General features: G+C 68.1%; 14 protein-coding genes. 7 read left to right on the top strand and 7 right to left on the bottom strand.

Annotation, left to right across the window (positions count from 1 at the left end):
- The first annotated feature begins 44 nt into the window (after positions 1 to 44).
- Complete coding sequence (locus ACVOK1_RS03715) at positions 45 to 734, top strand: hypothetical protein (protein WP_481561154.1); 690 nt, start codon at positions 45 to 47, stop codon at positions 732 to 734.
- 30 nt (positions 735 to 764) lie between these two features.
- Here ACVOK1_RS03715 and ACVOK1_RS03710 read toward each other — a convergent pair whose 3' ends face one another.
- Positions 765 to 1,124, bottom strand: coding sequence for a DUF1428 domain-containing protein (locus ACVOK1_RS03710; RefSeq protein ID WP_481561153.1), 360 nt, complete (start codon positions 1,122 to 1,124; stop codon positions 765 to 767).
- Between the two features lie 92 nt (positions 1,125 to 1,216).
- Positions 1,217 to 3,592 (bottom strand): S9 family peptidase, encoded by a 2,376-nt coding sequence (locus ACVOK1_RS03705; RefSeq protein ID WP_481561192.1) that lies wholly within the window; start codon positions 3,590 to 3,592, stop codon positions 1,217 to 1,219.
- 240 nt (positions 3,593 to 3,832) lie between these two features.
- Between ACVOK1_RS03705 and ACVOK1_RS03700 the strand changes: the two genes are divergently transcribed.
- Both ACVOK1_RS03700 and ACVOK1_RS03695 read left to right on the top strand, forming a co-directional pair.
- Complete coding sequence (locus ACVOK1_RS03700; RefSeq protein WP_108767462.1) at positions 3,833 to 4,405, top strand: OmpO family porin; 573 nt, start codon at positions 3,833 to 3,835, stop codon at positions 4,403 to 4,405.
- A gap of 190 nt (positions 4,406 to 4,595) precedes the next feature.
- Positions 4,596 to 5,273 (top strand): response regulator transcription factor, encoded by a 678-nt coding sequence (locus ACVOK1_RS03695; RefSeq protein ID WP_200751738.1) that lies wholly within the window; start codon positions 4,596 to 4,598, stop codon positions 5,271 to 5,273.
- 9 nt (positions 5,274 to 5,282) lie between these two features.
- On the opposite strand, the gene ACVOK1_RS03690 is transcribed toward ACVOK1_RS03695, so the two are convergent.
- Positions 5,283 to 5,672: a DUF6165 family protein gene (locus ACVOK1_RS03690; protein WP_481561152.1), complete on the bottom strand. Its 390-nt coding sequence runs from the start codon at positions 5,670 to 5,672 to the stop codon at positions 5,283 to 5,285.
- A gap of 187 nt (positions 5,673 to 5,859) precedes the next feature.
- Between ACVOK1_RS03690 and ACVOK1_RS03685 the strand changes: the two genes are divergently transcribed.
- On the top strand, positions 5,860 to 6,558 hold the full coding sequence (locus ACVOK1_RS03685; RefSeq protein WP_108767464.1) for a TorF family putative porin: 699 nt from the start codon (positions 5,860 to 5,862) through the stop codon (positions 6,556 to 6,558).
- Here ACVOK1_RS03685 and ACVOK1_RS03680 read toward each other — a convergent pair.
- Positions 6,555 to 7,703 carry an MFS transporter gene (locus tag ACVOK1_RS03680; protein ID WP_481561191.1) on the bottom strand — a complete coding sequence of 383 codons (1,149 nt, stop codon included), beginning with the start codon at positions 7,701 to 7,703 and terminating at the stop codon, positions 6,555 to 6,557. The two genes, ACVOK1_RS03685 and ACVOK1_RS03680, sit on opposite strands and share 4 nt — an antisense overlap.
- A 157-nt stretch (positions 7,704 to 7,860) precedes the next feature.
- On the opposite strand from ACVOK1_RS03680, the gene ACVOK1_RS03675 reads away from it, so the two are divergent.
- On the top strand, positions 7,861 to 8,748 hold the full coding sequence (locus ACVOK1_RS03675; RefSeq protein WP_481561151.1) for a LysR family transcriptional regulator: 888 nt from the start codon (positions 7,861 to 7,863) through the stop codon (positions 8,746 to 8,748).
- Here the strand turns inward: ACVOK1_RS03675 and ACVOK1_RS03670 are convergent.
- Positions 8,717 to 9,184, bottom strand: coding sequence for a YehS family protein (locus ACVOK1_RS03670; RefSeq protein ID WP_481561150.1), 468 nt, complete (start codon positions 9,182 to 9,184; stop codon positions 8,717 to 8,719). The genes ACVOK1_RS03675 and ACVOK1_RS03670 overlap by 32 nt on opposite strands.
- A gap of 84 nt (positions 9,185 to 9,268) precedes the next feature.
- Between ACVOK1_RS03670 and ACVOK1_RS03665 the strand changes: the two genes are divergently transcribed.
- A complete protein-coding gene (locus ACVOK1_RS03665; RefSeq protein WP_481561149.1) occupies positions 9,269 to 9,757 on the top strand; it encodes a hypothetical protein in 489 nt (162 codons plus the stop codon).
- A gap of 160 nt (positions 9,758 to 9,917) precedes the next feature.
- Positions 9,918 to 10,670 (top strand): SDR family NAD(P)-dependent oxidoreductase, encoded by a 753-nt coding sequence (locus ACVOK1_RS03660; protein WP_108767469.1) that lies wholly within the window; start codon positions 9,918 to 9,920, stop codon positions 10,668 to 10,670.
- Between the two features lie 138 nt (positions 10,671 to 10,808).
- On the opposite strand, the gene ACVOK1_RS03655 is transcribed toward ACVOK1_RS03660, so the two are convergent.
- Both ACVOK1_RS03655 and argS read right to left on the bottom strand, forming a co-directional pair.
- Positions 10,809 to 11,699 carry an SPOR domain-containing protein gene (locus ACVOK1_RS03655; RefSeq protein WP_481561148.1) on the bottom strand — a complete coding sequence of 297 codons (891 nt, stop codon included), beginning with the start codon at positions 11,697 to 11,699 and terminating at the stop codon, positions 10,809 to 10,811.
- 21 nt (positions 11,700 to 11,720) lie between these two features.
- On the bottom strand, positions 11,721 to 13,409 hold the full coding sequence (gene argS, locus ACVOK1_RS03650; protein WP_116865390.1) for an arginine--tRNA ligase: 1,689 nt from the start codon (positions 13,407 to 13,409) through the stop codon (positions 11,721 to 11,723).
- Positions 13,410 to 13,467 lie beyond the last annotated feature (58 nt).

The following is a 13,467-nucleotide window of genomic DNA, read 5'->3' as shown; positions in this document are numbered from 1 at the left end:
GGCTTTGCGGCAAGATGCAGGTTCCTCCCGCTGGAGCCCCGGGCATGCGCGGCATCGATTTCAGTTCCTGGCAGGGCGTGCTCTCCACCCTGGCCGGCCTGGTCCTCATCACCCTGCTGGGCGTGGGCATCCGCCTGCTGGTGATGCAGACCCTGCAGCAGCGCCGCGAGCGCGAGAACCGGCAGATCAACGAACGCCTGCGCACGCTGATGGCCGCCTACAAGACCTTGGGCGGTTCGTTCACCGGTGAGCTGGGCGTGGACCCCACCCATCGCCGCGACCTGCGCCAGCGCGAAGCCGAACACGGCATCGCCGAGCCCGGTTCGGACCGTGCCCGGCGCATCCGCGATGCCGTGGAAGCGGCCCTGTCGGACATCCTGCTGCTGGGCACCGACGAACAGGTACGCCTGGCGGCGCGCGCGGCCGAGGAACTGGCACAGGGCCGGCCGGTGCACACCCACACACTGGTGGTGTCGCTGCGTGACTTCGTGCGCGAAGCCCTCGACCTTGCACCCATCCCAAGCGATCTGCGCATTCCGCCGCAGGGGCCGACCCGGCCCGGTGGCAGCGGTGGTGGCAGCGGCAAGGCGCGCAACGACGGCGATGCCAAGGGCGGCCGCGGCGGCGGTGGAGGAGGGGGCATGGGCGGCGGCATGGGTGGCCTGGGCCTGGGTGCCGGCGCCGCACTGGGCGCCGGCCATGCGGCGGGCAGTGAGGACACGGACGCGCGCTGAGCGCGCGCGCCCGGCCCGGGGCATCGTTACTCAGGCGGTCAGTTCGTAGATCGGAACGAAGCCGCCGTAGATCATCCGCGCACCGTCGAACGGCATCGGATTCTGCGCCGGGTCCAGCCGCGGGTCTTCCATCATCTTCTTCATGCCGGCATCGCGGGTGGCCTTGTCCGGCCACTCGATCCAGGAGAACACCACCGTTTCATCCGGCGTGGCCTTCACCGCGCCGAAAAAGTCGGTGGTCTTGCCGTGCGACACGTCATCGCCCCAGCACTCGACCACGCGCAGGGCACCGTATTCGATGAACACCACGTCGCCGCTGCGCGCGTGGGCGAGGAATTTTTCCTTGTTGGCGGTGGGCACCGCCAGGACGAAACCATCGATGTAACTCATCGCTTGCCTCCGAGGCGGGCCGTGCCACATGCACGGCCTTCAATGACCCGACGAACCGGCATGGGGGAAATCGACAACGGGACCGTACCCGTTCAGCGTGGGCCACCGGGCAGTGGTCTCAGCATTGTGTCCGGCGGCTGCTGACCCATCAGGTGGCGCACGAAGTAGTCCCACATGCGGTGCGTGTACGTGGCGTCATTGCGGAACAGTTCGTGGTCCTGGCGCGCAAGGTACAGCAGGTCGTATTCCCGCTGGGCCTGGTTCAATGCCGCTGCCAGCTGCAGCGTCAGCGCGGGTGGCGCGTTCTCGTCCAGCTCGCCATACACCAGCAGCAGGTGGCCGCGCAGGTTGCCGGCCAGGGCTGCATTGTCGAGCCCGGCAAAGGGGGCCGGCAGCCCATCGTCGAGGGTGGCAGGCGGCAGCACGCCACCGAACAACCGGTCCATGCCATGAATGGCGCCGCCATACATGCCCTGGAAACGGTGGCTGCCTGCCGAAGCCACGCCTACCTTGTAGAACGCGGGGTAGCGCAGCAGGGCGCGCGCAGCGCTGTAACCCCCGAATGAATGCCCGTAGATGCCCACCCGCTGCAAGTCCATGCCCCGGTAACGTTGGCCCAGTTGCTGAAGTGCGGCAACGTGGTCGTCCAGCTGCACGTCGGCGCCATTCAGGAAGCTGCTGTCATGGAAGGCCTTGTCACGGCCTCCCGTGCCGCGGGCATCGATGCTGACTACAACAAACCCCAGCTCGGCCAGGCTTGCGCGGGAGACCGGATTCGCTGCCGATACTGCCTCGGCGTAGGTCACAGGTGCATTGCTGATGAAGGAGCCGCCGTACATCGCATCGATCACCGGGAAACGTCCGTCATCGCGGTAGCCAGGCGGCAGGTAAACCGTGGCGAATACCGGCGTGCGGCCATCGGCGGCCAGCAGCCGTTCGCGGCGGGGCGGGCGCCAGCCCGCTGCGACGACGGCCCGGGTATCGGCTTCTTCCAGCACCATCACTTCGCGGCCGCCATCACTGGCGCGCAGCACCGTGCGTGGCGGTTGTCCAAGGCTGGAAACGGTATCGACCAGATAGTCGCCGCGTGGTGACAGTGCCTGTGGAGGGCGCCCCCCAAACAGTGCGCCGGTTCCGGCGTCGGCTTGATGGTCCATCCCATCGGCGGCCACGGGCTGGATCACGCCGTCCCGCAGTGATGCGCGGTAGAGGCTACGAACGTAGGGATCGCCGGATTCGACGCCTCCCGCGCTGAAGTAGGCCCATCCACCGCGGGTGTCCACGCCCAGCAGATCACGCACGACCCAAGGGCCGCGCGTCAGCTGGCGCATCACTTTGCCATCGGAGAGCCGTACCCGGTACAGGTGGCCCTGGCCATCGCGCTGTGAGAACCATACCGCGGCGTCCTGGCCGGGCAGGATTGCTACGGCGGCCCGGTTGTACGCGTACACATTGAGCTGCAAGCGGGTATCCCTGGCTTCCTCGAGCACCGTACGCAGCGCGCCAGTTGCGGCATTGATTTCCACCAGCCGCAGCCTGCGTGGCACACCGGCGTGCACGATCGCGGCATACAGCCGGTCGCCGTCCCAGCCAAGCACGCCGGCTTCGCCCAAAGTATTCCAGCCGTCGGGCAGCGCGATGTCATGCTGCGTCCCGCGGTGGGTATCGACCACGTACAGGCTGTCGCGCACCTGCTGCGCATCCGCCAGCAGGCCCAGCTTCACGGTGTGCACGCGTGGCCGCGCGCTGTCGACCGGCGTGCTTTCCAGATACGGGTAATCCAGCAGCGCGCGTTCGTCGTAGCGGATACCGGCGATGTATCGCCCATCCGCTGACCAGCTGGTGGCGAACGGTCGCGCAGGAAGCGAACCGTGCCGGCGTGGAATGCCACGCAGGCTGAAATCGGGCAGCACACCGTAGCCATGACTGGCCACTCCCCCCTGGGTCAATGCGCGTGCAGCCGAACCACGACGCTGCAGCCACAGGTTGTTGTCGCGCACCTGCAGCCAGGCATCGCCTGCCGGCGAGGGGAGGGCATCAGGCGGTGCCCCTGCTTCTTCCATTCGCGCGCACTGCCACCGTGGCCACTGGCAGGTGATGGCCGCATCGTTGCTGCGTAGTTGCAGGCGCAGCCCTTCCGCCTCCGCCTGTATGCCAACCACGCGCAGCTGCGGGCCGCTGGTACCCAGGGGTTCCAGTGCACGATCCAGCGTGGCCGGTTCGAACATGATGTCCCGCGTACCCCGTTCCGGGTCGACCAGTACCACCTGACGCCGGCCGTGTGCATCCTCGCGTTCGTACCAGAGGCGGCCATCGGCCAGCCAGTTCGGCACGATCGTGGCGTTGCGCAGTGCCTTGCGCAGATGGCTGTCATGCACGCGTTCGGCGCGCTGATAGTCAGCGGCCTCCAACGACTGTGCCGATGCGGGCGGGAAGAATGCTGCGCATGCGAGCAATGCGGCATGCATGCCCGAAGCCAGGGTACGGGTGATGTGCAAGGCAACCTCCTGTTGCAGATGGTGTCGGTATCCATAGGCACGCGCACCGCGCGCGTATGCCTGAAAGTGCCTGAATCAAGCCAAAAAATTCAGCAATGCGAAGGTCGCTGTTTTCAGGGAGCGTTGTGGCGAATAACGGAGAATTTACATTCCCGATGCGATGGCGCCCTGGCGCTGCTGCACAACATAAGAAAGTAAAGGTGTACCCCCATGAAGAATTCGCTGATTGCCCTGGCGCTGGCCGCTGCCCTGCCGTTCACTGCCTCGGCCGCCGAGAACCTGTCCTACAACTACGCTGAAGCCGACTACGCCAAGACCGACGTTGATGGCGTCAAGGCCGACGGTTGGGGCGTCAAGGGTTCCTACGGCTTCCTGCCGAACTTCCATGCCTTCGGTGAGTACAGCCGCCAGGAAGTCGACCACACCAACATCAAGGTCGACCAGTGGAAGGTCGGTGCCGGCTACAACGTCGAAATCGCTCCGTCGAGCGACTTCGTTGCCCGCGTCGCCTACCAGAAGTTCGACCAGAAGCACGGCCTGGATCTCAACGGCTACAGCGCTGAAGCCGGTATCCGCACCGCCTTCGGTCCGCACGCCGAAGTCTACGGCCTGGTCGGTTACGAAGATTATTCGAAGAAGCACGGCGTGGATCTGGACGGCCAGTGGTACGGCCGCCTGGGTGGCCAGGTCAAGCTCAACCAGAACTGGGGCCTGAACGGCGAGCTGAAGATGAACCGCCACGGCGACAAGGAATACACCGTCGGCCCGCGCTTCAGCTGGTAAACCACAGCGCAGCGCGTCCGCGCGCTGCATGTGCATCGACAGGCCCGGCATTGCCGGGCCTGTTGCGTTCTGACAAACCGGAACGCAGGGTGACTGCGCAGGATGTCGTTTGTTGCATTGCAATAAATTGGATTCCGCTGCTGCCAGAGCAGTCCCAGGATGACAGTCCTGTCCAACAGGGCTTGCCGAGATGCCACCTGCGCTTTCTCCCCTGCTTCCCGATCGGCCGCGCCGGCTGGCGTTGCTGGATCCGCACCCGGTCCTGCGGTTGGGCCTGGAAGTACTGTTGAGCCAGCACAGCGGCGTGCAGGTCTGTGCCAGCTTCGCCGACGAAGCGCCCCTGCTCGAACTGCTGCAGCAGGACCCGCACGCGGTGGATCTGCTGGTGATCGACGCCCTGCCGCTGGGCGACCTCGGCGATGGCCTGGCCCTGCTGCGCGAACTGACGCAGCGCTGGCCGCGCCTGCCGGTACTGGTGCTGTCGGCCCACTGCAACGCCAGCACGGTGGCCACGGCGATGCAGGCCGGTGCGCGCGGCTTCCTGTCCAAGGCGACGTCGCCGGACATGCTGCTGCGCGCGCTGGATACGGTGTCCCGCGGTGGCCGCTTCGTGCCGCCGGAACTGCGCACGCAGCTCAACCGTTCGCGCACGCGGCGCACCCCGGCGCTGGCGCTGACGCCGCTCAGCCGGCGTGAACGCGAAGTCCTGCGGCTGGTGCTGCAGGGCTGCAGCACCGGTGAAGTGGCGCGCCGCTTCCAGCGCTCGGCGAGCACCATCAGCACGCAGAAGAAAGCCGCCTACCAGAAGCTGGGCATCCACAGCGATGGCGAGCTGTTCCGCATCCGCCATCTGCTTGAGTGCGGGTGACGCAGGGGTTTACTCGCCCTGGTACTGCTTCTCTTCCACCAGCGCCGAGCCGGCCACGCGGTTGATCTCGTTCTTCACCACGATGCGCTCGCCATTGGTGCCGTAGACGCCGCGCGCCAGCTGGATGAACGCATCATCGAAGACCTGGGCTGCTTCCTTGTCGCGCAGCTGGTCCTGGATGTCCCACATGCGTTCGTTGATGGCCTTGAGCTGGGTGCGCAGCGCGCCCAGCGCCGGCTGCGCCTGCAGCTGCTGCTGCAGCAACGGCAGCAGGCCGTCCAGTTCGGTGCGTATGTTGGCCAGCTTGGCGGCATCGTCGATGCGCTCGGCCTTGATCTCGAGGATGGTGATCTTGTCGATCAGCTCGCCGATCGATACCGGGGTCAGGATGGCGTCCACGCAGGGCTCCTTTTAACAGGGCGCCATGATACCCCGGCAACCGTCGAGCCCCTTCGCTTTCGTCGAGCCCGTGCGCTTTACGTCGAATTTGCGCGAACCCTGGCGCTGCGCCATCGATCCGTTACGGCCCCGGCGCCGACACTGCCGTCCCGGCGGCACGACCGCCTTCGACGAGGAATACCACGCAGTGGACAGCAAGGGGATGAGCGCGGCCGTGGCCGCACTGGTGGCCGGCCTGCTCGGCATCGGCAGCGCGCAGGCGCAGGTGCAGGCCAGCGGCAACATGGCGGTGACCAGCGATTACGTGTGGCGCGGCAGCTCGCAGACCGGTGGCGACCCGGCGGTGCAGGCCGGGGCGAAGCTGGCGCTGCCATCGGGCCTGTATGCCAGCGTGTGGGGGTCGAACGTATCGTTCACCCCGGACATCGGTGCGCGCAGTGAATTCGATCTGGTGGCCGGCTGGTCCGGTGCCGTGGCGCAGGACTGGAGCCTGGACGCCAACGTCACCCGCTACCTGTACCCGGGCACCGGCCGCGCGCTGGACTGGACCGAACTGGGTGCCACCCTCAGCTGGAAGCAGCGGGCGTGGCTGCAGCTGGCCCATTCCAGCGATGCCCTGGCCGGTGGCCATCGCGGCACCTACGCGCAGCTGGGCGGCCGCCTGCCCTTGAACGAGCGTTTCCGCCTGGAAGCGGCGGTCGGCCACTACTGGCTGGCCGACGCCCAGGGCCCGGACTACCTGCATGGCCAGCTCAGCGCCATCGCCACCCTGGCACCGGCGTGGGAACTGCGTGCGACCGTGCACGACACCGACAATGCCGCACGCCGGTTGTTCCCCGGCAATGCCGGCGGGCGCTGGGAGCTGGCCCTGCAGGGCAGCTTCTAGCGGGCGATGGCCGCCTGGCGCGCACGCCACGCGCCGGGCAGCCACAGCAGCAGGGCCAACACGCCCACCGCGGCGCCGGCCACGCACACCCCGGTCCAGCCGAAGTGCTGGTAGACCTGCGCCGACAGCAACGACCCCAGCGAGCCGCCGATGAAGTAGCCGGTCATGTAGCCGGCGTTGAGGCGGTTGCGTGCGTCCGGCTGCAGCGCATAGATCAGGTTCTGGTTGCTCACGTGCAGCAGCTGCGCGGCCAGGTCCAGCACCACCACGCCCACCAGCAGCGCCAGCAGCGAGTGCGCCGACAGGCCCAGCGGCAGCCAGGACAGCAGCAGCATCACCAGCGCGATGGCGGTCGCGCGGCCGGTCTGGCCACGGTCGGACATGCGCCCGGCCAGCCCCGCCGCCAGGGTGCCGGCGGCACCAACCAGGCCGAACAGGCCGATGGTGGCGTCGCTGTATTCGTACGGCGGCTGTGCCAGCAGGAAGGCCAGCGGGGTCCAGAAGATGGCGAACATGGCGAAGCTGCACGCGCCCAGCAGGGTGCGCTGGCGCAGCACCGGCTCCTGCACGAACAGCGTGCCGATCGACCGAAGCAGGGCGAAATAGCCCAGGCCGGCGGTGTGGTGGAAGCGCGGCAGCCCGCGCTGCAGGGCCAGTGCGGTCAGCACCAGCACGGCGGCGGCGATGGCATAGACCAGGCGCCAGTCGCCCAGGCTGGACAGCAGGCCGGCCACGGTACGTGCCAGCAGGATGCCCAGCAGCAGCCCGCTCATCAGCGTGCCGACCACGCGGCCGCGATGCTCCGGCGCGGCCAGGGTTGCGGCGAATGGCACCAGCACCTGCGCCACGACCGAGAACAGGCCGGTGATGGCCGTGCCCACCAGCAGCCAGGTCAGCGAGGGCGCACACGCGCTGATGACCAGCCCGCTGGCCGAGAGCAGGCTCATCACCACGATCAGGCGGCGGCGTTCGAACAGGTCACCCAGCGGCACCAGCAGGATCAGGCCGGCGGCGTAGCTCAGCTGGGCAGCGGTCACCACCATCCCGATCTGGCCGAACGGCACACCGAAGGCATCGGCGATGGTGTGCAGCAGCGGCTGCGCGTAGTAGTTGCTGGCCACCGCCACGCCGGTGGCAACCGACATCAGCAGCACCTGCCAGCGGTGCAGGGGAGGGAGGGACGGGCTCACGGGGCATTCCAGAACGTGGGGAGCACAGTGTCCTCCTGCTGCAGTGATGATGGAAATGAATCATCATCATCCTTGGCATCTGAAATTCAGATGGACGCCCGAGGCAGACCGCATGAACCTCAAGCAGCTCGAATTTGCCGTGGCCCTGGCCGAGGAGGGCAACTTCACCCGTGCCGCCGCGCGCTGCCATGTGGTGCAGTCGGCGCTGAGCCACCAGATCGCGCATCTGGAAGCGGAACTGGGTACGCCGCTGTTCGAACGCCTGCCGCGGCAGGTGCGGGTCACGCCGGCCGGCGAGGCGCTGCTGGTGCATGCACGGCAGGTGCTGGCCAGCCTGCGCCACCTGCGCGCCGACGTGGCGGCAGTGACCGGCGAGGTGCGTGGCACGTTGGCGATCGGACAGATCTCCTCGCTCACCGACATCGACGTGGTGGCCATCCTCGCCACCTTCCGCCAGGCCTACCCGCAGGTGGAATTCCAGCTGCGCGTGGACAAGAGTGAAACCCTGATCGCGCAGGTGCAGGCGCGTGAACTGGATGTCGCCTTGGTCGGGCTGGCACCGTCGGCCAGCCTGGATGGCGTCTGCCACCAGATGCTGCAGGAAGAGGATCTGGTGGCGGTGGTGGCGCCGACGCATAGGCTGGCCGGGCAGGCGCGGTTGCCGCTGGCCCTGCTGCAGGACGAGGCGCTGGTGGATTTCGCGCGCGGCACTGGCGCGCGCCGGCAGACCGACGATGCATTCGCCGCGGCGGGCCTGCCGCATCAGGTGCGTTTCGAGGTCAACCAGATGGAGCTGATCGAGCGCTTCGTCCGCCATGGCCTGGCGGTGGGCATCGTGCCGGTGCTGATCGCGCAGGGCTTCGAGGGGGTGGTGCGGATACCGCTGCAGCCCACCCCGACCCGGCGCGTGCACCTGGCCTGGCAACGCCTGCCCACGCCGGCGGCGCGGGCCTTCGTCGAGGCCGTGCTCAGCCGCGCACGCGCAGGCTCAGGCCCTTGAGGAAGTTGCGCAGCATCTGGTCCAGGCAGCGCCGGTAATTGGTGTGGCCGGGCTGGCGGAACAGCGCGCCGAGCTCGGACTTGGACACCTTGAAGCCGACGCTGGCGAAGATCTCCATCAGGTCCACGTCGCGCAGCTGGAAGGCCACGCGCAGCTTCTTCAGCACCAGGTTGTTGTCGATGCGGGTTTCCACCGCGCGCAGCGGCTGGCTTTCGTCGCGACCCCGCAGGTGCACGATCAGCCCATCCAGGAAGTGCGCCAGTGCGCCGTCGTTCATCGCTTCGAAGCCGGCCTCGTCGTCGCGCCGCAGCCAGGCCTTGACCTGCGCGGTATCGACCACGAAGGCGGGGTCGGCCATCTGGCACAGAGTCACCACGTGGTGGTCGCCCAGGTCCAGCGCGTAGCGCACGCTGCGCAGTACATCGTTGTTGATCATGGCCCATTGTACCGGCCCGGCGCGTGTCACCGGACTGTCATCCCGCCGTAGCAAAGTGTGCGCACTTCCGCTGAGACTTCGCCGATGCGCCGGTTCCTTCTGCCCGCCCTGCTGGTCGCCAGCAGCTTTGCCGCCACCGCCCAGGACCGCTTCGTGCCGGTCGAACAGCGCCTCAACGCGGCCCAGCTGGCCGAAGTGGGGCTGAGCCCGGCACAGCTGCAGGCACTGAACCGGGTGCTGCGCGAGGCGGAAAGCGCGGCGCCGGCGCCGGCAGCCGTGGCAGCCCAGCCGGCGGCACCTGTGCCCGCCAATGTTCCGGCCCCGGCCGCCATGCACCTGGGCCTGGAAGAAGGCCCGGTCACGGCTCGGGTGGTGGGCGATGTCGCCGGCTGGGAGCCGGGCACCGTCTTCACCCTCGACAATGGCCAGCAGTGGCAGGTGATGAAGGGCCAGATGAAGCTGCGCAAGACCCTGCAGGCGCCGCAGATCGAAGTGATTCCGGGCATCGCCGGGCGCTGGTTCCTGCAGGTGGACGAAGACCTGCCCAAGGCACGGGTGTTCCGCCTGCGCTGAACCCTGCCGGGGCCCGCGCCGGGGTCGGATCCCTTTGCCGCAGGCAAAGGGCTCTGACCCCAGCAAGGCCCCCAGCCCGGCCATCGCGGCCTGATCGGGCAACGCAGGCACCGGCCGACGGTGCCAGAATGGGGGTCTGGTTCCCCACGGAGTTGTCTGCATGACCCGCACCGTCCTGATTACCGGCGCCACCTCCGGCTTCGGCGCCGCCGCCGTCCATCGCTTCGCCCAGGCCGGGTGGAAAGTGATCGCCACCGGCCGTCGTGGCGAACGCCTGCAGCCGCTGGTCGACCGCTATGGCAAGGACGTGGTGCACGCCGCCGTGTTCGACGTGCGCGACCCGGTGGCGATGGAAGCCGCGCTGCTGGCGCTGCCGCCGGCCTTCGGTGACATCGACCTGCTGGTGAACAACGCCGGCCTGGCCCAGGGCACCGCGCCGGCGCAGAGCGCCAAGCTGTCGGACTGGACCACCATGATCGACACCAACATCACCGCCCTGGTGACCCTGACCCATCGCCTGCTGCCGCTGCTGGTCGAGCGCAAGGGCGCGATCATCAACATCTCCTCGGTGGCCGGCGTGTACCCGTACCCGGGCGGCAACGCCTATGGCGGCACCAAGGCCTTCGTCAGCCAGTTCTCGCTGGGCCTGCGCTCGGACCTGCACGGCACCGGCGTGCGCGTGACCACGATCGAGCCGGGCATGGCCGAAACCGAATTCACCGTGGTCCGCACCCACGGCGACCAGGCCGCTTCGGACAAGCTCTACACCGGCGCCAACCCGATGACTGCCGAAGACATTGCCGAGCAGATCTTCTGGGTGGCCACGCTGCCGCCGCACCTGAACATCAATCGCCTCGAACTGATGCCGGTCAGCCAGTCGTTCGCCGGTTTCCAGGTCGCCCGCGAAGGCTGACCGGGGTCGCAGCTTTTTGTAGAGTCGAGCCATGCTCGACTGCCGTTGAATGCACCGAGAGCAGTCGAGCATGGCTCGACTCTACAAAAGCAAAAAGCCGGGCATTGCCCGGCTTTTTTCATTCACATCCGCAACAACTTACTGCGCCTTGATCGCCATCGCCTGCAGCCCGGTGCCATCCAGCTTCTGCTTGGCTTCGGACAGCTCGCCGGCACTGCCGTAGGGCCCCATGCGCACGCGGTACACGGTCTTGCCGTTGATCTGCGCCGATTCCACCCGCGCGGCCAGGCCCATCATCGCCAGCTTGGCCTTGGTCGCCTCGGCATCGCCGGACGCACCGAAGGCGCCGGCCTGCAGGATGTAGCGGGTGTTGTCGGGCGCTGCGGCCGGTGCCGCGGCAGCCGCCTGCGCAGCCTCCGCACGCGCGGCCGGCGTGGTCGCCGCCGTGCTGGTGGCCGCCGGTGCCGCCGTCGAAGCCGACGGCGTGGCTGCCGCCGGGCGTTCGCTCAGCGGTGCTGGCAGCGGGCGTGCCGTGCTGGTGGCCGGGGTGGTGCTGGCCACGCTGGGGGTCGCCGCCGGTGCTGCAGCCGCAGCCGCCGGAACCGGCTTGCCTTCCAGGGCCGCCTGCGCGCGCTGCGCCTCGGCCTTGGCCCGGCGCAGTTCCTCGGCACGCGTGCTGGCGGCCAGTTCAGCGTCGGACATCTCGACTTCCTTGCCCGGCAGCAGGGTGTAGAAGTCGTACTGGGTGGCCGCCGGCTTGGCCGGTTCAGCGGGCTTCGGCGTGGCCGGTGCCTCCGTCGGCTGGCTGCCGACATCGCTGTCGGCATCGGCAACCGGGGCCGGCTGCGCGTTCGGGTTCGGCTGCGGGCCGGCGCGCAGGAAGCCATCGCCTTCGCCCTTGAACAGGTTCGGCGCCGCCAGGAACACCACTGCGGCAATGGCCACACCAGCGACCAGCCACACCCATCCGGGTGTGCCCTGGCTGCTGCTGTTGCGTCGTGCCTGGCTTTTGCCGCGTCGTGCTGCCATGTGTACTGCGTCTCCTGAAACTTACATTTTTTCCGGGGCGCTGACGCCCAGGAGGTCGAGGCCATTGGCCAGTACCTGGCGCGCGGCGCAGGCCAGGGTCAGCTTGGCATTGCGGTCGGTGGCGTCGTCCACCAGCACCGGCGTCCCGTGATACCACGTGTGGAAGGCGTGCGCCAATTCACGCAGGTACTGCGCCACCAGATGCGGTTCCAGCGCCACGCCAGCCGCTTCGACCACTTCCGGGTACCGCGAGATTTCGTTCATCAGCAGCAGCGAGGCGTCGTCGGCCAGTCGGCCGAGGTTGCCCAGGCCGTTGCCCTGGTCGTACACCAGGCCCTTCTCCTGCGCCTGGCGCAGCAGGCTGCAGACGCGGGCATGCGCGTACTGCACGTAGAACACCGGGTTGTCGTTGCTCTGCTGGCGGGCCAGGTCGATGTCGAAGGTCAGCTGCGAATCGGGCTTGCGCGCGATCAGGAACCAGCGGGTGGCATCGCGGCCGGCTTCTTCGATCAGGTCGCGCAGGGTGAAGTAGCTGCCGGCACGCTTGGACAGCTTCACTTCCTCGCCACCGCGCATGACGGTGACCATCTGGTGCAGCACGTATTCCGGCCAGCCCTGCGGGATGCCCACTTCCATCGCCTGCAGGCCGGCGCGCACGCGGGCCAGCGAACCGTGGTGGTCGGCGCCCAGTTCGGTGATCGCGCGCTCGTAGCCACGCTGCCACTTGGACAGGTGGTAGGCCACGTCCGGCACGAAGTAGGTGAAGGTGCCGTCGGACTTGCGCATCACGCGGTCCTTGTCGTCACCGAAGTCGGTGCTGCGCAGCCACAGCGCGCCGCCTTCCTCGTAGGTGTGGCCCGAGGCCTGCAGCTTGGCGACCGCTTCGGCGACCTTGCCATCGGCATACAGCGAGCTTTCCAGGAAGTAGATGTCGAAGTCGACGCCGAACGCGGCCAGGTCCAGGTTCTGCTCGTTGCGCAGGTAGGCCACGGCGAAGCGGCGGATCGCGGTCATGTCGTCCGGATCCTTGGCGCCGACCACCATGGTGCCTTCGAGGTCGACGCTGGCGCCGGCCAGGTAGGCGCGGGCCACGTCGGCGATGTACTCACCGCGGTAGCCGCCTTCCGGCCAGCCGTCCTGGTCCGGGGCGATGCCCTTGATGCGCGCCTGCACCGACAGCGCCAGGTTCTCGATCTGCACGCCGGCGTCGTTGTAGTAGAACTCGCGCTTGGCGTTCCAGCCGTTGGCATCGAGCACGCGCGCCACGCAGTCGCCGATCGCCGCCGCGCGGCCATGGCCGACATGCAGCGGACCGGTCGGGTTGGCCGACACGTACTCCACGCCCACCGTGCGGCCATTGCCGGACAGGTTGCGGCCGTAGTCGTGGGCTTCCTTGATGACCGAGGCGGCTTCGCGCTGGTACGCGGCCGGGGCCAGGTGGAAGTTGATGAAGCCAGGGCCGGCGATCTCGACCTTGCTGACGTCCTCGCTGCGCGGCAGCGCGTCGACCAGCGCCTGGGCCAGTGCGCGCGGGTTGCTGCGCGCGGCCTTGGCCAGCAGCATGGCGGCATTGGTGGCGAAGTCGCCGTGGTCGCGGGTCTTCGGGCGCTCGACCACGAAGTCCGGCGGCAGGGAGTCGGCGGGCAGGGTGCCATTGGCGCGCAAGGCTTCGATGCCTTGGCTGATCAGGGCGCGGAGGAGATTTTTCACGAGGCCTGCTGTGAGAATGAGCGGCGGAATCGCCCATTTTAGCGCAGATGCCGGCGCG

The organism is Stenotrophomonas sp. STEN087, assembly GCF_056759115.1.
This window is presented reverse-complemented; position numbering and strand designations above follow the sequence as displayed.

What these genes read in the sequence shown, in the direction of transcription:
- ACVOK1_RS03665 (WP_481561149.1), top strand. Translation starts at nt 9,269, where the DNA reads ATGCGCCGGTTCCTTCTGCCCGCCCTGCTGGTCGCCAGCAGCTTTGCC.
- ACVOK1_RS03705 (WP_481561192.1), bottom strand. Translation starts at nt 3,592, where the DNA reads ATGCATGCCGCATTGCTCGCATGCGCAGCATTCTTCCCGCCCGCATCG.
- ACVOK1_RS03710 (WP_481561153.1), bottom strand. Translation starts at nt 1,124, where the DNA reads ATGAGTTACATCGATGGTTTCGTCCTGGCGGTGCCCACCGCCAACAAG.
- ACVOK1_RS03680 (WP_481561191.1), bottom strand. Translation starts at nt 7,703, where the DNA reads ATGTCGGTTGCCACCGGCGTGGCGGTGGCCAGCAACTACTACGCGCAG.
- ACVOK1_RS03670 (WP_481561150.1), bottom strand. Translation starts at nt 9,184, where the DNA reads ATGATCAACAACGATGTACTGCGCAGCGTGCGCTACGCGCTGGACCTG.
- ACVOK1_RS03695 (WP_200751738.1), top strand. Translation starts at nt 4,596, where the DNA reads ATGCCACCTGCGCTTTCTCCCCTGCTTCCCGATCGGCCGCGCCGGCTG.
- ACVOK1_RS03700 (WP_108767462.1), top strand. Translation starts at nt 3,833, where the DNA reads ATGAAGAATTCGCTGATTGCCCTGGCGCTGGCCGCTGCCCTGCCGTTC.
- ACVOK1_RS03655 (WP_481561148.1), bottom strand. Translation starts at nt 11,699, where the DNA reads ATGGCAGCACGACGCGGCAAAAGCCAGGCACGACGCAACAGCAGCAGC.
- ACVOK1_RS03675 (WP_481561151.1), top strand. Translation starts at nt 7,861, where the DNA reads ATGAACCTCAAGCAGCTCGAATTTGCCGTGGCCCTGGCCGAGGAGGGC.
- ACVOK1_RS03715 (WP_481561154.1), top strand. Translation starts at nt 45, where the DNA reads ATGCGCGGCATCGATTTCAGTTCCTGGCAGGGCGTGCTCTCCACCCTG.
- ACVOK1_RS03660 (WP_108767469.1), top strand. Translation starts at nt 9,918, where the DNA reads ATGACCCGCACCGTCCTGATTACCGGCGCCACCTCCGGCTTCGGCGCC.